Origin of the sequence: Ruegeria sp. HKCCA5763 (assembly GCF_013034545.1) — a bacterium.
In the GTDB taxonomy this organism is placed as follows: Bacteria; Pseudomonadota; Alphaproteobacteria; order Rhodobacterales; family Rhodobacteraceae; genus Ruegeria.
In genome coordinates this window covers 754,946-772,867 of the sequence record NZ_WQGF01000001.1, presented here as the reverse complement: position 1 = coordinate 772,867, position 17,922 = coordinate 754,946, and the positions used below count along the sequence as shown (strand labels likewise).

The 17,922-nt window shown below is 57.1% G+C and carries 19 protein-coding genes; 9 read left to right on the top strand and 10 right to left on the bottom strand.

What is annotated here, in order from left to right:
- The first annotated feature begins 45 nt into the window (after positions 1 to 45).
- Positions 46 to 795, top strand: coding sequence for a triose-phosphate isomerase (tpiA, locus tag GOV89_RS03775; RefSeq protein WP_171237501.1), 750 nt, complete (start codon positions 46 to 48; stop codon positions 793 to 795).
- A 9-nt stretch (positions 796 to 804) separates the two neighbouring features.
- Here tpiA and GOV89_RS03770 read toward each other — a convergent pair whose 3' ends face one another.
- The 7 genes from GOV89_RS03770 to GOV89_RS03740 all read right to left on the bottom strand — a co-directional run bounded on the left by GOV89_RS03770 (position 805) and on the right by GOV89_RS03740 (position 8,251).
- Positions 805 to 1,251, bottom strand: a complete 447-nt coding sequence (locus tag GOV89_RS03770; RefSeq protein WP_171237500.1) for a nucleoside deaminase — start codon at positions 1,249 to 1,251, stop codon at positions 805 to 807.
- A gap of 65 nt (positions 1,252 to 1,316) precedes the next feature.
- On the bottom strand, positions 1,317 to 1,628 hold the full coding sequence (locus GOV89_RS03765; RefSeq protein ID WP_171174310.1) for a multidrug efflux SMR transporter: 312 nt from the start codon (positions 1,626 to 1,628) through the stop codon (positions 1,317 to 1,319).
- Between the two features lie 151 nt (positions 1,629 to 1,779).
- Entirely contained in the window at positions 1,780 to 3,156 is a 1,377-nt protein-coding gene (locus tag GOV89_RS03760) for a TRAP transporter large permease (protein WP_171234173.1), read from the bottom strand.
- Positions 3,156 to 3,833: a TRAP transporter small permease gene (locus GOV89_RS03755; RefSeq protein WP_171174314.1), complete on the bottom strand. Its 678-nt coding sequence runs from the start codon at positions 3,831 to 3,833 to the stop codon at positions 3,156 to 3,158. Before GOV89_RS03755 ends, GOV89_RS03760 begins: the two co-directional genes overlap by 1 nt.
- A 116-nt stretch (positions 3,834 to 3,949) precedes the next feature.
- Complete coding sequence (locus GOV89_RS03750) at positions 3,950 to 4,951, bottom strand: DctP family TRAP transporter solute-binding subunit (RefSeq protein WP_171174316.1); 1,002 nt, start codon at positions 4,949 to 4,951, stop codon at positions 3,950 to 3,952.
- A 292-nt stretch (positions 4,952 to 5,243) separates the two neighbouring features.
- Complete coding sequence (locus tag GOV89_RS03745; protein ID WP_171237499.1) at positions 5,244 to 6,473, bottom strand: sigma-54 dependent transcriptional regulator; 1,230 nt, start codon at positions 6,471 to 6,473, stop codon at positions 5,244 to 5,246.
- On the bottom strand, positions 6,470 to 8,251 hold the full coding sequence (locus GOV89_RS03740; protein WP_253284421.1) for an ATP-binding protein: 1,782 nt from the start codon (positions 8,249 to 8,251) through the stop codon (positions 6,470 to 6,472). Before GOV89_RS03740 ends, GOV89_RS03745 begins: the two co-directional genes overlap by 4 nt.
- Between GOV89_RS03740 and GOV89_RS03735 the strand changes: the two genes are divergently transcribed.
- The gene (locus tag GOV89_RS03735) at positions 8,250 to 9,431 is read left to right on the top strand and encodes a cytochrome P450 (protein ID WP_171237498.1); all 1,182 of its coding nucleotides are present in this window, start codon (positions 8,250 to 8,252) and stop codon (positions 9,429 to 9,431) included. The genes GOV89_RS03740 and GOV89_RS03735 overlap by 2 nt on opposite strands.
- A 24-nt stretch (positions 9,432 to 9,455) precedes the next feature.
- On the opposite strand, the gene GOV89_RS03730 is transcribed toward GOV89_RS03735, so the two are convergent.
- A complete protein-coding gene (locus GOV89_RS03730) occupies positions 9,456 to 9,938 on the bottom strand; it encodes an Lrp/AsnC family transcriptional regulator (protein ID WP_171237497.1) in 483 nt (160 codons plus the stop codon).
- A 144-nt stretch (positions 9,939 to 10,082) separates the two neighbouring features.
- Between GOV89_RS03730 and cobA the strand changes: the two genes are divergently transcribed.
- From cobA to infC, 7 genes are all read left to right on the top strand, one after another.
- Positions 10,083 to 10,859 carry a uroporphyrinogen-III C-methyltransferase gene (gene cobA, locus GOV89_RS03725; protein WP_171176188.1) on the top strand — a complete coding sequence of 259 codons (777 nt, stop codon included), beginning with the start codon at positions 10,083 to 10,085 and terminating at the stop codon, positions 10,857 to 10,859.
- Entirely contained in the window at positions 10,859 to 11,173 is a 315-nt protein-coding gene (locus tag GOV89_RS03720) for a DUF2849 domain-containing protein (RefSeq protein ID WP_171237496.1), read from the top strand. The genes cobA and GOV89_RS03720 overlap by 1 nt, the downstream gene beginning before the upstream one ends.
- A 66-nt stretch (positions 11,174 to 11,239) precedes the next feature.
- Positions 11,240 to 12,904, top strand: coding sequence for a nitrite/sulfite reductase (locus GOV89_RS03715; RefSeq protein ID WP_171237495.1), 1,665 nt, complete (start codon positions 11,240 to 11,242; stop codon positions 12,902 to 12,904).
- Complete coding sequence (locus GOV89_RS03710) at positions 12,894 to 13,655, top strand: phosphoadenylyl-sulfate reductase (protein WP_171237494.1); 762 nt, start codon at positions 12,894 to 12,896, stop codon at positions 13,653 to 13,655. The genes GOV89_RS03715 and GOV89_RS03710 overlap by 11 nt, the downstream gene beginning before the upstream one ends.
- Positions 13,652 to 14,059 (top strand): DUF934 domain-containing protein, encoded by a 408-nt coding sequence (locus tag GOV89_RS03705; protein WP_171174330.1) that lies wholly within the window; start codon positions 13,652 to 13,654, stop codon positions 14,057 to 14,059. The genes GOV89_RS03710 and GOV89_RS03705 overlap by 4 nt, the downstream gene beginning before the upstream one ends.
- A gap of 107 nt (positions 14,060 to 14,166) precedes the next feature.
- Entirely contained in the window at positions 14,167 to 15,000 is an 834-nt protein-coding gene (locus tag GOV89_RS03700; RefSeq protein WP_171237493.1) for a ferredoxin--NADP reductase, read from the top strand.
- A gap of 157 nt (positions 15,001 to 15,157) precedes the next feature.
- Positions 15,158 to 15,706 (top strand): translation initiation factor IF-3, encoded by a 549-nt coding sequence (gene infC, locus GOV89_RS03695; protein ID WP_171176191.1) that lies wholly within the window; start codon positions 15,158 to 15,160, stop codon positions 15,704 to 15,706.
- Between the two features lie 68 nt (positions 15,707 to 15,774).
- Here infC and GOV89_RS03690 read toward each other — a convergent pair whose 3' ends face one another.
- Together GOV89_RS03690 and GOV89_RS03685 are read right to left on the bottom strand one after the other, a co-directional pair.
- Positions 15,775 to 17,091 carry an aspartate aminotransferase family protein gene (locus tag GOV89_RS03690; protein WP_171237492.1) on the bottom strand — a complete coding sequence of 439 codons (1,317 nt, stop codon included), beginning with the start codon at positions 17,089 to 17,091 and terminating at the stop codon, positions 15,775 to 15,777.
- Positions 17,088 to 17,861 carry a 3-keto-5-aminohexanoate cleavage protein gene (locus GOV89_RS03685; protein WP_171237491.1) on the bottom strand — a complete coding sequence of 258 codons (774 nt, stop codon included), beginning with the start codon at positions 17,859 to 17,861 and terminating at the stop codon, positions 17,088 to 17,090. Before GOV89_RS03685 ends, GOV89_RS03690 begins: the two co-directional genes overlap by 4 nt.
- Positions 17,862 to 17,922: the final 61 nt, after the last annotated feature.

Sequence of the window (17,922 nt, the reverse complement as noted above, 5' to 3'; positions counted from 1 at the left end):
GTTATCCGGTGATTTAAACAACCGAATACGCAGGGAGAAACCGATATGCGGCGCAAGCTGGCGGCTGGAAATTGGAAGATGAACGGAACTGGCTCGGCGCTGAGCGAGCTTGCATCGCTGTCGCAAAGCTATTCTAAAGCCTCGGTCGATATTCTGATCTGCCCCCCTGCGACATTGCTTCACCGCGCCGCTGATGCCGTGGCAGAATCGGCGGTTACGGTTGGTGGACAGGACTGCCACTCAGGCCATTCTGGCGCTCATACCGGCGACATCAGCGCGGATATGTTGCTGGATGCCGGTGCGACTTCGGTCATTCTGGGCCATTCCGAACGGCGCGTGGATCACGGAGAGCATGACGAGGATGTACGCGCCAAAGCCCGCGCCGCAATGGATGCGGGCCTGAAGGCAGTCATCTGCGTCGGCGAAAGTCTGGAACAGCGTGAGGCGGCCAACACGCTCGACATTATCGGCGGGCAGATGTCCGGCTCGATCCCGGATCAGTCCACCGGCGAAAACCTGATCGTCGCATACGAGCCGATCTGGGCGATCGGCACTGGAAAGGTCCCCACTCTGGAAGAGATCGGCGAGGTTCACGACTTCATGCGCGCCCGGCTGGAACGTCGTTTTGGCGAAGGCGTGGGCCGGTCAGTACGACTGCTTTACGGCGGGTCCGTCAAACCCAGCAATGCGGCCGACATCTTTGCTGTCTCGAATGTGGATGGCGCTTTGGTCGGTGGGGCCAGTCTGAAGGCTGCGGATTTCTCGGGCATTATTCAGGCGCTGGAAAGCATCTGACCTCGGTCGTTATTCGGCAATATCCTCGGCCCAAAGCTCTGGTTTTTCTTCGATAAATCGTTGCATCAGCGCGATGCAGTCGGGGTCGTCGGCTATCACCACTTCGACCCCGCGCTCGCGCAGGAAGTCTTCGTTGCCTCCAAAGTTCTTCGTGTCACCGATCACGACGCGCGGGATTCCGAATTGAACGATGGTGCCCGAACACATCATGCAGGGCGACAGCGACGTATACAGCACCGTGTCGCGATAGGTTTTCTGCCGTCCGGCCTTGCGCAAGGCGTCCATCTCGCCATGGGCAATCGGATCACCGCCCTGAACTCTTTGATTGCGTCCGCGCGCCACAACCTCGCCCCCACGGGCCAGGGCCGAGCCGATGGGACAGCCGCCCTCATCATACCCGGCTTTCGCCTCGTCAAAGGCGATGCGCAGCAGGCGGCTGTCGGTCTCGGTCAACATGGGGAAAATCCTTGGTTGGGGCGTGTACCGGCAGCCTGCCCAATGACGCCCCGACCGTCAACGGATCAGGCCAGCTTCATGGTGACAATTCCGGCAATGATCAGCAGCGCTGCCAGAACCCGAAGCGGCGTCACCGCCTCGCCCAGCAAGGTAACCCCCACCACAAAAGCCCCCACCGCGCCGATACCAACCCAGATCGTATAGGCGGTGCTCAGCGGCAGTTCACGCATCGCCAGCGCCAACAAACCGAAAGACCCGATCATGGACACTCCCATGATCGCGGTCGGCAAAAGCCGCGTGAACCCGGCGGATTGCTTCATTGCACCCGCCCAGACAACTTCAAGAATTCCAGCAATAAGCAGCATGATCCATGCCATGATATGACCTCTTGTCAAAGCGGGTCGTCCCGCATGATTTACCCGTGTTGGGGAGGTCGTCCTCTGCCTTTCAAATAAGCGCCCGTGCGGCGGTTTCAAGGCATGAAAAGGCCGGGCAGTCGCAACCGCCCGGCGATACGGGTCAGGCCCGCTAGTTGGTGATGATTTCCGGTCCCATGAAGGTGTTGGGCAGGAAGGTCGATATCCACGGTATGTACGTCACCATGATCAGGAAGACGAACAGGACTGCCAGGAAAGGAAGCGCCGCCTTCACAACACCCATCATCGGCATCCCGGCCACGCCAGAAGTCACGAACAGGTTCAGCCCGACCGGAGGCGTGATCATCCCGATCTCCATGTTCACCACCATGATGATGCCCAGATGGATCGGATCGATGCCCAGTTCGATGGCAATCGGGAACACCAACGGGGCGACGATGACCAGCAGACCCGAGGGTTCCATGAACTGACCGCCGATCAGCAGGATCACGTTCACCACGATCAGGAAAGTGACCGGCCCCAGACCCGCCGACAGCATGGCACTTGCGATATGCTGGGGCACTTGCTCATCTGTCAGCACGTGCTTCAGGATCAGCGCGTTGGCAATGACGAACAGCAGCGTGACCGTCAGCTTACCCGCCTCAAACAGCGTGTGCTTTGTGTCCGGGTGGAAGAACGCCGTCACCAGCGCATATGGCTTCTTCAGCAATGACAGGTTGGATTGACCTTCTTCTGTGCTGAGCGGCCCCATGTCTTTGTAGACAAAGCTGGCGATAAAGAACGCGTAGACAGCGGCTACAGCAGCGGCTTCTGTCGGGGTAAAGATACCCCCGTAGATGCCGCCCAGAATGATGACGATCAGGAACAGGCCCCAACCGGCTTCGCGGGCCGATGTAAAGACCTCTCCCCACCCTTTCCAGTCGCCTTTGGGCAGGTTCTTGACCTTCGCCATAACATAGATGGTAATCATCAGCATCAGACCCGCCATCAGGCCCGGAATGACACCCGCCAGGAACATGCGCCCAACGGAAACCTCGACGGCGGCGGCGTACACAACCATCACGATGGATGGTGGGATCAGGATGCCAAGTGTCCCCGCGTTACAGATCACACCAGCGGCAAATTCCTTGGAATAGCCCACCTGCCGCATCCCGGCGATGACGATCGAACCGATGGCCACAACGGTTGCCGGGGACGACCCCGAAAGTGCGGCAAACAGCATACAGGCAAACACGCCCGCAATTGCCAAACCGCCGGGCAGATGCCCCACACAGGCAATCGAGAACCGGATGATCCGCCGCGCCACTCCGCCGGTTGTCATGAAGGACGACGCCAGAATGAAGAACGGGATCGCCAGAAGGGTAAAGTGACCCTCGAACGCCTCGAACAAAGTACCTGCGACCGAGGCCAACGAGCTGTCTGAATAGATCAGCAGGAACAAGGTCGAGCTAAGGCCAAGCGCAACCGCAATCGGAACACCAATCAGCAGCAGTCCGATGACCATCGAGAATAAAAGTACAACGTCCATCAGTCATGCATCCCTTGCTGAGCGCGGACTTCTTCGATCTCGTCCTCGACTTCGTGGCTGGCGACAAGGCGGTCGGTTTCGCCCCGCCAAATTTGAACAGCGACCTGCGCGAACCGGATCACGAGCAACAGCATCGAAACCGGCAGAACCAGATACGGTACGACCTTGGGTAGTTTTTCGTAGTACTCGCCGTAGTTGATCAGGTCCTCAAGGAACCGCAAAGGAGCGACCATCGGGATGTCGTCGACCTCATAAAAGCTCTGACTGCGGGCGTCGAAATTGAAACCCGTGGGGAACCAGCGCCCAGATGTGGGCGGCAGATCGGCAAAGACGGCCCAATAGTCATAGGCGCCTTTCAGCAGAAGCAGCGAAAAAACCAGACAGCAGCCCACCGCAATCAGAGCTAAAATACGGCGCGGCGCTGGGGCCAGCATGTTCAGGATGGCGTCTACACCCAGATGCGCATGTTTTTTCACTGCATAAGACGCACCCAGAAGCACCAGCCAGCCGAAGGTGAAAACCGTCAGTTCCAGAGCCCATAGGATATTTGAGTTGAAAACAAACCGTGCAATCACGTTGGCAAATGTTACGACCGTCATAAGGCCCAACAGCAACGCAATCAGGGTTTCTTCGATATGGTCGACCAGCCCGCCTTGGCCGGAATTCGCACCAGACATCTTTCTGTCCCCGCATTTTTTGATGATGAGAGAGTGTATGAGGGCGGGCTATGTCAGCCCGCCCGGCCAGCGCGTCGATTACTCCCCAGTCCCCTGACGCGCGGCCTCGATCCGGTTTAGAAACCGGCGTTGATGGCCTGTGCGGCGTCGATCTTGTCCTGACCCACATCACCGGCGAATTTGTCCCAAACCGGCTTCATCGCATCGACCCAGGCCTGACGCTGTTCGGGGTTAAGCTCACGAATGATGCCCCCCGCGTCCGTGATCGAGGCTTTGGCCGCTTCGTTCACGGCAAAGGCTTCTTTGTTCCGAGTCTCGGTGACTTCGCCCAGAATGGTCAGGAATTGATCACGCACTTCGGGGTCCAGGCTGTCCAACCAGTCAACCGAGGTCACGACCAGATAGTCGATGATACCGTGGTTGGTCTCAGTGATGCCGTCCTGAACCTCAAAGAACTTCTTGCCGTAGATGTTCGACCAGGTGTTTTCCTGCCCGTCCACAACGCCCTGCTGCAGCGCACCGTAAACTTCCGAGAACGCCATTTTCTGCGGGCTGCCACCGATCGCTTCCATCTGCGCAACCAACACGTCCGAGGACTGCACGCGGAACTTCAGCCCGTTTGCGTCTGACGGATCTTCCAGCGGCTTGTTCGCAGACATCTGCTTCATGCCGTTGTGCCAGAAGGCCAGACCCTGCAGGCCGCGGCGCTGCATGCTGTCCTTCATCGCCTGACCATCAGCCGAGGCCTGGAACGCATCCACCGCGTCAATGTTCTTGAACATGAATGGCAGGTCGAACAGGCGGAACTGCTTGGTGAATTTCTCGAACTTGGACAAGGACGGCGCAGCCAGTTGAACGTCGCCTTGCAGCATCGCCTCAAGCACTTTGTCGTCGTTATAGAGGGTCGAGTTAGGATAGACCTCCATGCACATCACGCCGTTCATTTCGTCGTTGACGCGCTGTTCCAGCAGCGAGGCCGCGATACCTTTGGGGTGTTTGTCGGTGTTCGTCACATGCGCGAACTTCACAACAATCTCACCGTCGTCACAGGCCGCCATGCCGGCAGTTGCGGTGACCGTCAGCGCCAGAGCCGTTGCAGCTGTTGTCAAAATCTTCATCTGTTTTCCTCCCAGACTTCCAAGAAACAAGCGATCAGCGCCGGGTTGGCGCCGTATGGCGTGCAGTGAAGCGACTCGGTCGCAACCAAACAACTTTTCCCTCTGAACGCGCAGCTAAGCATTAAAATCACTCATTTACAAAGCCTTACATGTCATCAAACAAACAAAACAGAATCACCTATTCTTCTGTGTGCGAAAATCCGCACAGCCGAAAATGCTGCTTGTGCGGATTTCCGCACAATTTTCGAATCATTCATGCGAATCACTACCCGGCGTACATTCGCTGGTCGGATTACCTTCGGTAATCCTCGGGACGAATTTGGTAACGCGCCAGCTTGTCATAAAAGGTCTTTCGCGGAAGCTTCAGCGCCTTTGCCGCATCTGACGCCTTTCCATTATGACGCCCCAACGCCGCGATCAGCAGCGATCGTTCGACCCGTGCCATCTGTTCGCTCAGGCCCAGATCTGTGGCCTGTGCGACCTCTTCCGGCATTCCCAAAACAAAGCGCATGGCGGCGGACATAAGGGACCGCGCATTCCCGGGCCAATCGTTGGCCATCAACGCCGCCAGATGTTCCGATGAGATTTCAGGAACCGGAATACCGGCCTGTTCAGCTGCCTGAGCTACATAGTGACGAAAGATAACGGGAATATCGTCAGGCCGCTCTGCCAGCGACGGAATACGCACACGCATCACGTCCAGTCTGTAGAAAAGATCGGCATTGAAACGGCCGTCGGCGCTTAAGACAGACAGATCAGCGGTGGTGCCAGCAATGATCCGACCACCCGGCCCTTGTTCGATCAGTTCAAGCGCTGCAAATTGCGTGGCCTGCGGCATGGCCGAAACCTCATCAAGAAACAACGACCCACCCGCTGCATCCTCACAACTGCGGGCCAGATCTTCGGGACTGAGGGTCGAGGCCGGTCTTTTCACAAATGGCCCCTGCCCGGCTGAGGACATCAGGTGCACAACCTCAGCCACTTTTGAGATGCCACTGCCAGGAGGGCCAGTCACCAGAACTTCGGCCTGTGTGGGCGCAACGGCGCGAACCCTTTCTCGCAACGCCTCTGCTTGGGGCGACAGGCCAAACAGCAATCGTGCAGCCGGGTCTCCACGTTCCAGTTCGGATCTCATTGCTCTCTGCTCGATAACCTCGGCTCGGGCTGCGAACGCACGCTCCAGCACAACCAGCAGATCGGACGCGGCACAGGGTTTTTCCAGAAAGTCGAACGCGCCCTTACCCATTGCATCAACGGCCATGGGAATATCCCCTTCGCCGGTCAGAAGAATGACGGGAAGATCGGGATCGACCTCTTTTGCGTAGGTCAACAGATGAAACCCATCCCGACCCGGCATACGGATGTCCGAGATGATGACACCGGGAAAGTCCGCTCGGATATGGTCCTTGGCCGCGACAAATGAGCCTGCCGTTGTTGGTTGAACATCCGCCAGCTCAAGCGTTTGTGCCAAAGCCTCGCGTACGGCCGCATCATCGTCGACCAAAAGAACTCTTCGGGTCATGCTGCCTCGTCTTCCCGATAGTATTCCAGTTCCACAGTAAACATCGCGCCAGTGGGCGCATTGGTCCCGCGAATGTTTCCACCGAAACTCTGAACCAGACCGTAAGAAATCGAAAGCCCCAGCCCCATTCCTTCGGACGAACCTACGGCCTTGGTGGTGTAAAACGGTTCAAACAGCTTTTCCGTGTTCTCGATGCCTGGGCCAATGTCACGCACAGTGACAGAAAGCCTCTCGCCATTATTGATCACTATTTGAATAAGGCGTTCATCCTGCTGGCTCATCGCATCTGCGGCGTTGTTGATCAGGTTCACAAAGACCTGCACAAGCCTTACCTCGCCACCCCAAGCGTAAACAGGCGCGTTTGGCGGTTGCCAATCCATGGCGACGTTTTCCGTGTTCAGCCGGGCTTCGGTCAGTTCAACGGCTGTGTTCAGAACCTGCACCAGATCAACCCGCCCCATAGGTTCGCTTTCATTGCGAGCAAAGGCGCGCAGGTTCTTGATAATCCGCGCCATGCGCGCAGCCATTTCAGAAATACGGCCCAAGTTCTCGGCCGCTTTTTCAGGTTTTCCGCGTTCCAGGAAAGCTGTGCCATTGTCCGCAAACTGCCGGATCGCCATCAGGGGCTGGTTCAGTTCGTGGCTGATCCCTGCTGACATCTGACCAAGCGCGCTGAGCTTTCCGGCCTGAACCAAATCCGCCTGTGCGCGACGTAGGGCCGCTTCGGCTTCCTGTCGTTCCGCGACTTCTTTTTGCAAGCTGTCGTTTGCAACCGTCAGGTCGAGGGTCCGTTTGGCCACTCGGCTTTCCAGAACCGCATTGGCTTCGGCCAGCGTCCGCCGCCGTTCCATCGCAAGAAAAAGCATTGCACCAAATGCCAAACAGATCGCTGCGACTGCTGCTGCCTGAAGCCGCGCAAGTTGCAGGGCTGGGGCTACGTCCACCAATACTTCGGCAGTCATATCGAGTACCGGCAATTCGAGGGTAAGGTGCAAAGCATCGCGCGGCAGATAGCGCCCCCAGTTCAATTGCCACAGCTCGTGCCCACCAACGCGCGTTGATGCAAAATCAACGGTCGCGCCATTCGGCGGAGTAAGCCCCGCCTCTCCTTCCTCGCGAGACCAGAACAGCAGGTCCGACCTGTTCGAAATGAACACAACGCCTTCTGCATCAACAAAGAAAACCGCCTCGGTACTGCCACGCCATGTCTGTTCCACATCCTGAACATCGGCAACAACCATCAGTACACCTTTGATCTGACCAAATGGGCCAAAAGCAGGCGCAGCGTAGGAGTAGATCCGATCATCTCCAACTGGCGTAACCTCATGCGCGCTGCCCAAGGCCCCCTGCATCGCCCGACGGAAAGCGGGGTGTTCGGCCATGTTAAGCTGAGACACCGGTTGCGCTGAAACCAAGACCTGCCCTTTTCGGTCCAGGTACATCATGTTGACTGCTGCTGTTTTGTCAGCAATGTCCAGCAGCATTGCCTCAGCTTGTCGTATGTCGGCTGGTTGATCCAATTCATGCAGAATCGGATGGGTCGCCATCAGCACTGCAAGTTCTTGATACACTTGCATTTGCGTGCTCAGCCGGTCAGCCGCCAGTTCAAGATCGGCCTCGGCCTTTTCACTCAGCTGAGACAAAGCTTGACGGTAGCCATAGGACCAGACGAATCCGGACAGTACCCCAACGGCAAGCAGAAAACCGGCGATGACCCAAACTCTGTGCATATACAGGGTCTTGCATTCAACGCGCCGCGTGGCAAGTGTGCGTCGCATGAAGTCTCTCTCACAATCCCCGACAGACCCGGATTTCGTCCAGAACCCCTATCCGTTTTATGACACAGCCCGACAAGCCGGAGATCTGTTCTATTGGACTGATTACGGCATGGTTGCCGCTGTATCCTGCCGATCCGTCCGCACCTTGCTGAAAGATCGTCGGTTCGGACGCGAAGTTCCACCCGAATGTGCTACGCAAGGCCCCGCCCATCTGGCCCCGTGGTTGTCAGTCGAAGCTCATTCGCTGCTTGAAGCCGAGCCGCCGAGACACACCCGCCTGAGAGCGCTGGTCATGCGGGCCTTTACCTCGCGGGCGATTTCGGCATTGCAGCCTTCGATTGAAACCCTTTGTCACGATCTGATCCGGGACTTCCCACAAGAGCCGTTTGACCTTTTGCATGCCTATTGCACTCAGGTCCCCGTGATTACGATCTGTCGTCTGCTGGGAGTACCCGAAGAAATGGCACCGGACTTGCTGCGCTGGTCGCACGACATGGTGGCAATGTACCAAGCCAATCGAACGCGGGACACCGAAGACAAGGCTACACAATCGGCGCAGGAATTCACCACGTTTCTGGAAGACTATATCGACCAGAGGCGGCGTGACCCGCGTGACGATCTGATTACACGATTGATCGTTGCAGAAGAAGAAGGCGAGAAACTGTCACGCGAGGAGTTGGTCGCGACCTGTATTCTGCTGTTGAATGCCGGTCATGAAGCGACGGTGCACTCCTTGGGGAATGGGGTCAAAACCTTACTGGAAACGCAAACAGACCCAAGCGTCTTACGACCAGACAAGATTGACTCAACCATCGAAGAAATCCTGCGTTATGACCCGCCCTTGCACATGTTTACGCGCTATGCCTACGAGGATGTCGAGACCTTTGGACATAGCTTCAAGCGCGGCGATCAGGTTGCTTTGTTGCTGGGGGCCGCGAACCGCGACCCCGTTGTCTGGCAAGAACCGAACGCTTTCCGCGCCACGCGGTCCATCGATGTGAACACCAGCTTTGGTGGCGGGATCCACTTCTGCGTTGGTGCGCCTTTGGCGCGGTTGGAAATGCGCATCGCTCTGCCAATTCTGTTTGAAAGCTGCCCGAACTTGCGGTTGGCCGCACCTCCGGCTTATTCGGACAGTTATCACTTCCATGGCTTGCAACAGGTTCTGGTGCAAATCTGAGGCCGCTTTAACGCCTGTGCCTTTTTATGCCTTCTCAACCAACGCGTTCAACGGCAGCATTGTTGTGGATTTTATTTCCTCCATCGACAAAAGCGCCGTCACGTTGTGGACCCGCACTTCAGAGATAAGCGATTGATAGAACACGTCATAGGCACGTGCATTCTTGACCCTGACCTTGAGGATGTAGTCGATGTCGCCAGCCAACCTGTGTGCCTCTTGCACTTCGGGGTGATCGCGCAACGCTTTCAGAAACTTGCGCTGCCATTCAGCCTCGTGCTCCGACGTACGGATCAAGACAAAAAATGTCGCCTCGAACCCAAGCGCTTCGGCATCCAGCAAAACCGTTTGCTGCCCAATGATACCTGCCCCTTTTAGCTTACGGATTCGATTCCAGACCGGGGTCTTGGAACTGCCCACACGGACCGCAATTTCGTCCAGTGACTGACCCGCATCACGTTGCAGCTCGGCCAGAATTTTCCGATCCGTTTCGTCTATTCGAACCGACATTCCAGTATTCCTTCCAATTCGAGGTTTTCGTTCCATTTTTCAACGCATGCGGAACTAATGTTCTTATTTCGACGCCCATATGGCGCTTTGACGGGAATATTTCCTATATTGCTGATCAAGTCAAACTACACCCGAGACGATCCAATGCAGGACATGCTCACAATCAGATCCAAAGGACATGTCGACTTTGTCGGCGCTGGCCCCGGCGATCCCGATCTGCTGACGCTCAAGGCGCTCACCGCGTTTGAGCAGGCTGATATCGTTTTGCATGACCGCCTGATCAGCGCACCTGTTCTGGACATGGCAGGCCAGCACGCCGAGCTGGTTGATGTTGGCAAGGCCGGTTTTGGTCCGTCCTGGAAGCAAAGCGATATCGACGCGCTTTTGGTGGACTGTGCCCAAAAGGGTAACCGCGTGGTGCGCCTGAAATCAGGGGACCCCACTGTGTTTGGTCGGCTGGATGAAGAAATCGAAGCGGTTCAGTCTGCGGGTATTTCCTGGCAGATCATTCCCGGAATTACCGCTGCGTCTGCGGCTGTAGCAAGCATCGGGCAAAGCCTGACACGCCGGGGCCGCAACTCTTCGGTACGGTTTCTGACCGGGCACGACATGAAAGGCTTTGCTGATCACGACTGGGCCGCTCTGGCGCGCTCAGGGTCGGTTGCTGCAATTTACATGGGCAAGAAGTCGGCCCGGTTCATTCAAGGCCGCCTGATCATGCACGGTGCAGATCGCGCTACACCCGTCACCCTGATCGAGAACGCCTCGCGCCCTGACCAACGCATTCTGGCCACCACTTTGGACCAGTTGCCCACCGATCTGGCCGCCGCCGAAATGAACGGCCCGGCCCTGACTTTCTATGGCCTTGCCCCGCGAGAAGCGGCGCAGGCTGTGACCGAATTCAATAAGGAGCTTGCCTGATGGCCCGCGCTTTTACCCCCAAAGTCGTCACCGCAAATGATTTGCTGGAAGGTGACGTGATTTATCAAACCGAAGATGACCGCTGGTCGCGTGATCTGTCTGATGCCGAACTGATCACTGACGAAGCGCATGCCCAGGTGCGTCTGCTGGACGCCGCCCGGCAGGCCAGCAAGATTGTGGGTGCATATCTGGCTGACGCTGTTGCAGGCGAAAACGGCCCTGAGCCTACACATTTTCGGGAAGTTTTCCGCCGGACTGGTCCGTCCAACTATGCCCACGGCAAACAGGAAACTTCCCCGCAGCCCCGGGCCTGAACTTAGGCCCCCTCTCTCCCCTTCTATGGCCCCAAGGTTCGGGGCTGCAACCAAGGACAGCTAGACATGTATCGCTACTCCGAGTTTGACCACGAGTTTCTGGCAGAGCGCAACGCGCAATTCCGTGCGCAGGTCGAGCGCCGCATTGACGGTTCGCTGACCGAAGACGAATTCAAACCCCTGCGCCTGATGAACGGCCTGTATCTGCAACTGCACGCCTATATGCTGCGCGTCGCCATCCCCTATGGCACCCTCTCCAGCGCGCAGATGCGCCAACTGGCGCTGTTGGCCGAAAAGTGGGACAAGGGCTATGGCCACTTCACCACCCGTCAGAACATCCAGTACAACTGGCCCAAGCTGAACGACGTGCCGGATATGCTGGACGCGCTGGCCGAAGTTGGCATGCACGCCATTCAGACCTCGGGTAACACCATCCGCAACGTGACCGCAGACCACTTTGCTGGCGCAGCCGCGGATGAAGTTGCGGACCCGCGCCCTTATGCAGAACTTCTGCGCCAGTGGTCGACCGACCACCCGGAATTCCAGTTCATGCCGCGCAAGTTCAAGATTGCCATCACCGGTTCGGAAAATGACCGTGCCGTCATCAAGGCACATGATATCGGCCTGCAACTGGTCGAGCGTGACGGTGTTCTGGGGGCCCGTGTGATTGTTGGTGGCGGTCTGGGCCGTACGCCAATGATCGGCAAAGAACTGTCGGATTTCGTCGCTTTTGACGATCTGCTGGCCTATTTGGAATCCGTTGTGTCCGTCTGGAACCAGATCGGTCGCCGTGACAACAAATATAAGGCACGCATCAAGATCACCGTGCACGAGCACGGCATCGACGCCATCCGCGCCAAGGTCAACGAGCGTTTCCTGCAGGTCCGCCCGCAGTTCAAGGGTGCTGACATGAACCTTCTCGAAGAGATCAAGGATCACTTTGCGGCACCTGCCTTCCGCGAAGGTTCGGTTGCGTCTTTTGAAAGCGCCTACACCAACGATCCGGTTTTCCGCTCGTGGGTCGACACCAACATCGCGCCGCATAAAAACGCAGACCACGCGATTGTCACGATCTCGATCAAGAAACATGGCGCAACGCCGGGCGATGCAACGGCCGAACAGATGCGCGTAATGGCCGATCTGGCCGAAGAGTTCGCCTATGACGAGCTGCGCATCAGCCATGAGCAGAACGTGATCCTGCCGCATGTTCACAAATCGGATCTGCCTGCGATCCACGCGAAGCTGAAGGAATACGAACTGGCCACCGCCAATATCGGCCTGATCAGCGACATAATCGCCTGCCCCGGTATGGACTACTGCGCGCTGGCCACGGCACGATCGATCCCGGTTGCGCAGGAAATCGCGACCCGGTTTGACGAGCTGAAGCTGGAGCATGATATCGGTCACCTGAAGATCAAGATCTCGGGCTGCATCAACGCATGTGGTCACCACCACGTGGGGCATATCGGCATTCTGGGGCTGGATCGCGCGGGCGTTGAAAACTACCAGATCACTCTGGGCGGCGACGGCACCGAGACAGCGGCCGTGGGCGACCGCACGGGTCCGGGCTTTGCCTATAGTGAAATCGTGCCCGCCGTAGAGCGCATCGTCGACACCTATCTGAACCAGCGGGAGAGCGCCGAAGAAACTTTCCTGGAGACCTATCGCCGAGTTGGCATGGCTCCGTTTAAGGCAGCCCTCTACCCCGAGGCTCGGGCGAATGCCGCTTGATCTGATTCAGACGGAACTGGGCAAAGACCGCAGCGAACTGACCGAAAAGGTCGGAGCGCTGAACGCCCGGTTCCGCCACCATTCTGCGCATGATGTCATGCATGGTGCCATCGAGGAAATCGACGATCTTGCTCTTGTCTCAAGCTTCGGTGCGGAATCGGTGGTCTTGCTGCATATGGCAGCGGTGGTCGACAAGGCGACCCCGGTGCTGTTCGTGGACACTCAGTTGCTGTTCACTGAAACGCTGGAATACCAACATGAGGTCAGCGAGCGTTTGGGCCTGAAGAACGTCAAGATCATTCGTGCGGATGAAGAAGACGTTCAACGAGACGACCCTTACAGTGCTCTGCGCCTACGCGATACAGATGCCTGCTGCAACCTGCGCAAAACCTTCCCACTGCAAAAAGCCCTGTCGGGCTATTGTGGCTGGATCACGGGACGCAAGCGGTTTCAGTCGGGCACACGCGCCGCGCTCGAGTTTTTTGAAGTCGAAGACGGCACGGGCCGGATCAAAGTCAACCCGCTTGCCCATTGGGCACCCGAAGACGTGCGCACCTATATGGACGAAAACAATCTGCCCCGGCACCCGCTGGTGGCCAAAGGATACCCTTCGATCGGATGTGCGCCCTGCACCTCGCCGGTCAAAGAGGGCGAAGACCCACGCGCCGGACGTTGGCGCGATCAGAACAAGGAAGAATGTGGCATCCATTTTGTCGATGGCAAAATGATCCGCATCGGAGAGAAAACATGAACGTAATCGTAACGGATGAGGGCTTTTCGCCTGATGACTGGACCGACGGCTTTGTCACCCTGGATGATGCCGCCAATGACGTAGTGGCCCTTGATGTGGCCTCGGACACCGACCCGGATGAGCTGATTGACCGTTTGGGCAGCGCCAAGATGGTGCGTGTGGACTTCCCCTCCTCTGCGGATGGGCGCGGCTTTACAATTGCACGCGTTCTACGCCTGAAAGGGTATACAGGCCGCCTGCGCGCCAAAGGCCATGTTCTGGCAGACCAATACGCCATGGCCCGTCGCAGCGGGTTCGACGAGGTTGAAATAGATCATGCGCTTGCGGACCGACAGCCCGAAGATCAATGGCTGGCCCGCGCCAATTGGCAAGATAATAACTATCAGGCCCGCCTGCGCGGATAAGACTGCACGCACAAGCTTGTGATACAAGGGGGGCAATCTGTCCCCTTTTCCTGACTTGGATCAAAGATTAAACGGAGATGTCGGTTTAGCTGGCCGGCAGTGAAATGATGACAGAGATGAAATCCGTGAGTGAAGCAACCGCCGTTAAGGCCCCCGTACTGCCAGATGCCCAGACTGTCACCGAGGTGAAGCACTGGACTGACAGCCTGTTCTCTTTCAAGGTGTCGCGCCCTGCCTCGCTGCGATTCCGCTCGGGTGAATTCGTGATGATCGGCCTGCTGGGCGACAACGGAAAACCTTTGCTGCGCGCCTATTCGATTGCGTCGCCGTCCTGGGATGAAGAGTTGGAGTTCTATTCCATCAAGGTACAGAACGGCCCGCTGACTTCGAAGCTGCAACATATCAAACCCGGCGATCAGATCATTTTACGCCCCAAGCCGGTTGGCACACTGGTGCATGACGCCCTGCTGCCTGGCAAACGCCTGTGGTTCTTTGCCACCGGCACCGGTTTCGCGCCATTTGCCTCGCTACTGCGTGAACCGCAGACCTATGAGGATTATAACGAGGTTATAATCACCCACACCTGCCGCGAAGTCGCGGAACTGGAATATGGCCGCCAACTGATCGAAAACATCCGTCAGGATGAATTGCTGGCCGAGCTGATGGGCGAAGGGTTCGCTGACAAAATCCGCTATTACCCAACCACCACGCGGGAAGACAGCCCCAAGATGGGCCGTATCACCACCCTGCTGCAGGACGGCACCGTGTTTGCCGATTTGGGCATCGAAGGCGGCATCAAGCCTGAAACCGACCGCGCAATGGTTTGCGGTTCCTTGGCTTTCAACCTGGACATCAAGGAAATCCTTGAAGGGTTTGGTCTGCGCGAAGGCGCAAATTCCGAGCCAAAGGAATTCGTGATCGAGAAAGCCTTTGTCGGATAATACCAATTTGCGTTCGAAGCTTTGGTGCTTCGAACGCGAAAAACACCCGATAAAACAAGTTTTTTCACTGCAACCTGTATTTATGCCGCTTGAAGTGCGGCGCAGCCCGGTTTAAATTCCGGGCTCGAAATTCTGCAATCATCAAAGGAATGAACCCATAGCTCGCAGACCTCACAACGCGCCGCCTCAACGTGACACCGGCCCGCGCGTCAATGACAGAATCCGTGCCCCCGAAATTCGGCTAATTGGTGCCGAAGGTGAAAACGTCGGGGTGGTTCATCCCGCCAAAGCCATGCAACTTGCTGCAGATGCCGGTCTTGACCTTGTCGAGATTTCGCCCAACGCGAACCCACCGGTCTGTAAGATCATGGACTTCGGCAAATACAAATACGAACAACAAAAGCGCGAAAGCGAAGCCCGTAAAAAGCAAAAAGTCATCGAGGTGAAAGAGGTCAAGTTCCGGCCCAACACCGACACCCATGACTATGACGTAAAGATGCGGAACGTGTTCAAGTTCCTTGAAAACGGCGACAAGGTCAAAGTGACCCTGCGTTTCCGTGGCCGCGAAATGGCGCACCAGAACTTGGGACGCGAATTGCTGGAGCGTGTTGCTGAGGACGTCAAAGACCTTGGCAAGATTGAAAACATGCCAAAGATGGAAGGCCGTCAGATGATCATGATGATCGGCCCACTTCCTCAGAAATAGGCCAAACACCGGCTGAAAGATCTAAGGCTCTCGCAAGTACCGCGAGAGCCTTTTCGTTTCTACCGCCGTTAGATAACTGCGCTCAACGCCCGTTCCAATTTGCTGACAAGTTCGTCAATCCGCGCGTCTTCGATGATAAAAGGTGGTGCCAGAAGAATGTGATCTCCGTTACGTCCATCCCGTGTCCCCGCCATCGGATAACAGATCAAGCCTTCAGCCATTGCAGCCTTCTTCACCTTTCCGGCAATGCCCAAAGACGGATCGAACGGAGCTTTGGTGCCCCGATCGGACACCAGCTCGATCCCGCGGAAAAGGCCACGCCCACGCAGATCGCCGACATTCGGGTGCTGTCCAAACGCAGCCTCAAGGGCTGATTGCACTTTGTCTCCCATGACCCCGGCTCGGGCTGGCAAATCCCGTTCCGTCAGTTCACGGACCACCGCGAGTGCAGCAGCCGTAGCAACCGGGTGACCGATATAGGTGTGCCCGTGTTGAAAAAAACCTGACCCATCCCGAATTGCATCATATATCGCCCCGGTGCACAGCATAGCTCCGATCGGTTGATACCCGGCCCCCAAACCTTTGGCGATGCACAGAATATCCGGCGCAACATCGTCGTGATCGCAGGCAAACAGATGGCCTGTGCGCCCCATACCGCACATAACCTCATCCAGGATCAACAGCACCCCGTATTGGTTGCAGATTTCCCGGATACGTTTGAAATACCCCTCAACAGCCGGAACCGCGCCCAGGGTTGCACCGACCACGGGTTCTGCCATGAAAGCCATAACTGTGTCCGGACCCAGGCGTAGTATTTCAGCCTCAAGCTCGTTGGCAACGCGCTGACCATAGTCAAAGCTACCCTCACTTTCAGGTTTTTCGGCGTATTCATAACAAGCCGAAATATGCGTCATCTCAATCAGCATCGGTGCGAACTGAGCACGCCTCCAGGCGTTGCCCCCGGCAGACAAAGCGCCCAGCGTGTTGCCGTGGTAGCTTTGTTTTCGCGCGATGACATGCCGACGCTCGGGCTGACCGGTCTCGAGAAAGTACTGACGCGCCAGTTTGATTGCCGCCTCGGTTGCCTCAGACCCGCCCGATACAAAATAGACCCGGTCCAAATCGCCCGGCGCGTGCTGGATCAACAGATCCGCCAGCGCCTCAGCCGGTTCAGAGGTCATGAAACCGCTGTGGGCAAAGGCGATCTGTTCCACCTGATCCTGCACGGCGCGGATCACTGCGGGGTTGGAATGCCCCAGGCAAGACACGGCCGCGTCACCGCAGTCTAGGTACCGCTTGCCTTGGGCGTCGATCAGATAGCAGCCTTCCCCACCTGCTGCGATGGGTAGGTCCGATTTGGTGTGGCGTGGGAATACGTGACTCATGTTCTGGCCTTTCCAAGCAGTTCAACCAAAGCCGCGACCGAAGCCGCGTTGTCCGCCCACGGCGTGCCATCCGGGCCCGTCAGGCTGTTTTCAAATCCAACGCGCACATCACCCCCCCGCCGCGCTGCTTCGGCCAGACAGGCGTGTTCTTGTGCGCCAAACGCGCAGACCATCCAATAGTTTTGACATTTCGGGAAGGCATCCAGATCTGCCGGTACAGATTGCTGACCTTCGCTATAGCGTCCCAGAACAAACAGCCGGTCCGTCTGATCCTTACGGACAATGTCATCCTGCTGCCACTGGTCCAACAGCCGCGCGTCTTCTTCATCGTAAAGTATATGCTGCACCCGCGTTCCCTGATCAGCACAAAGCGCATAGACACGCGGTGCAAGGTTGGGGTCGCGCGCAATCTCTCGTACCGAAATCGAGGCCCAGTCTGGACGCACCTGCTCCAAGCAGGCCAGCTGCGCGGGAACGTCAAATACTCCGGCCGCTTCGGTTGTTATTTGAACATCCAACCTCGGCGCGATGCGGCGCAACTCGGCGATCGTTTCCAGATACGATCCAGCATCCAGCGAATGCTGACCATTCGCGTCCCGCACATGAACATGAATGCCCTGCGCCCCTGCAAGGTGGCAGGCCCGCGCGGTTTCGACGATCTGATCTATCGTGACCGGAAGGGCAGGATGATCTGCTTTAGTGCGCCGCGCGCCATTGGGCGCGACTAGAATATAGTGGGTTTTGCTGTCGTCGGCAGGGATGGGATTCATCTGTTCTTTCCTCTTACAAGGTTGCAGCTAGTCTCCACTCAATACGTTTTCAATTTACGCT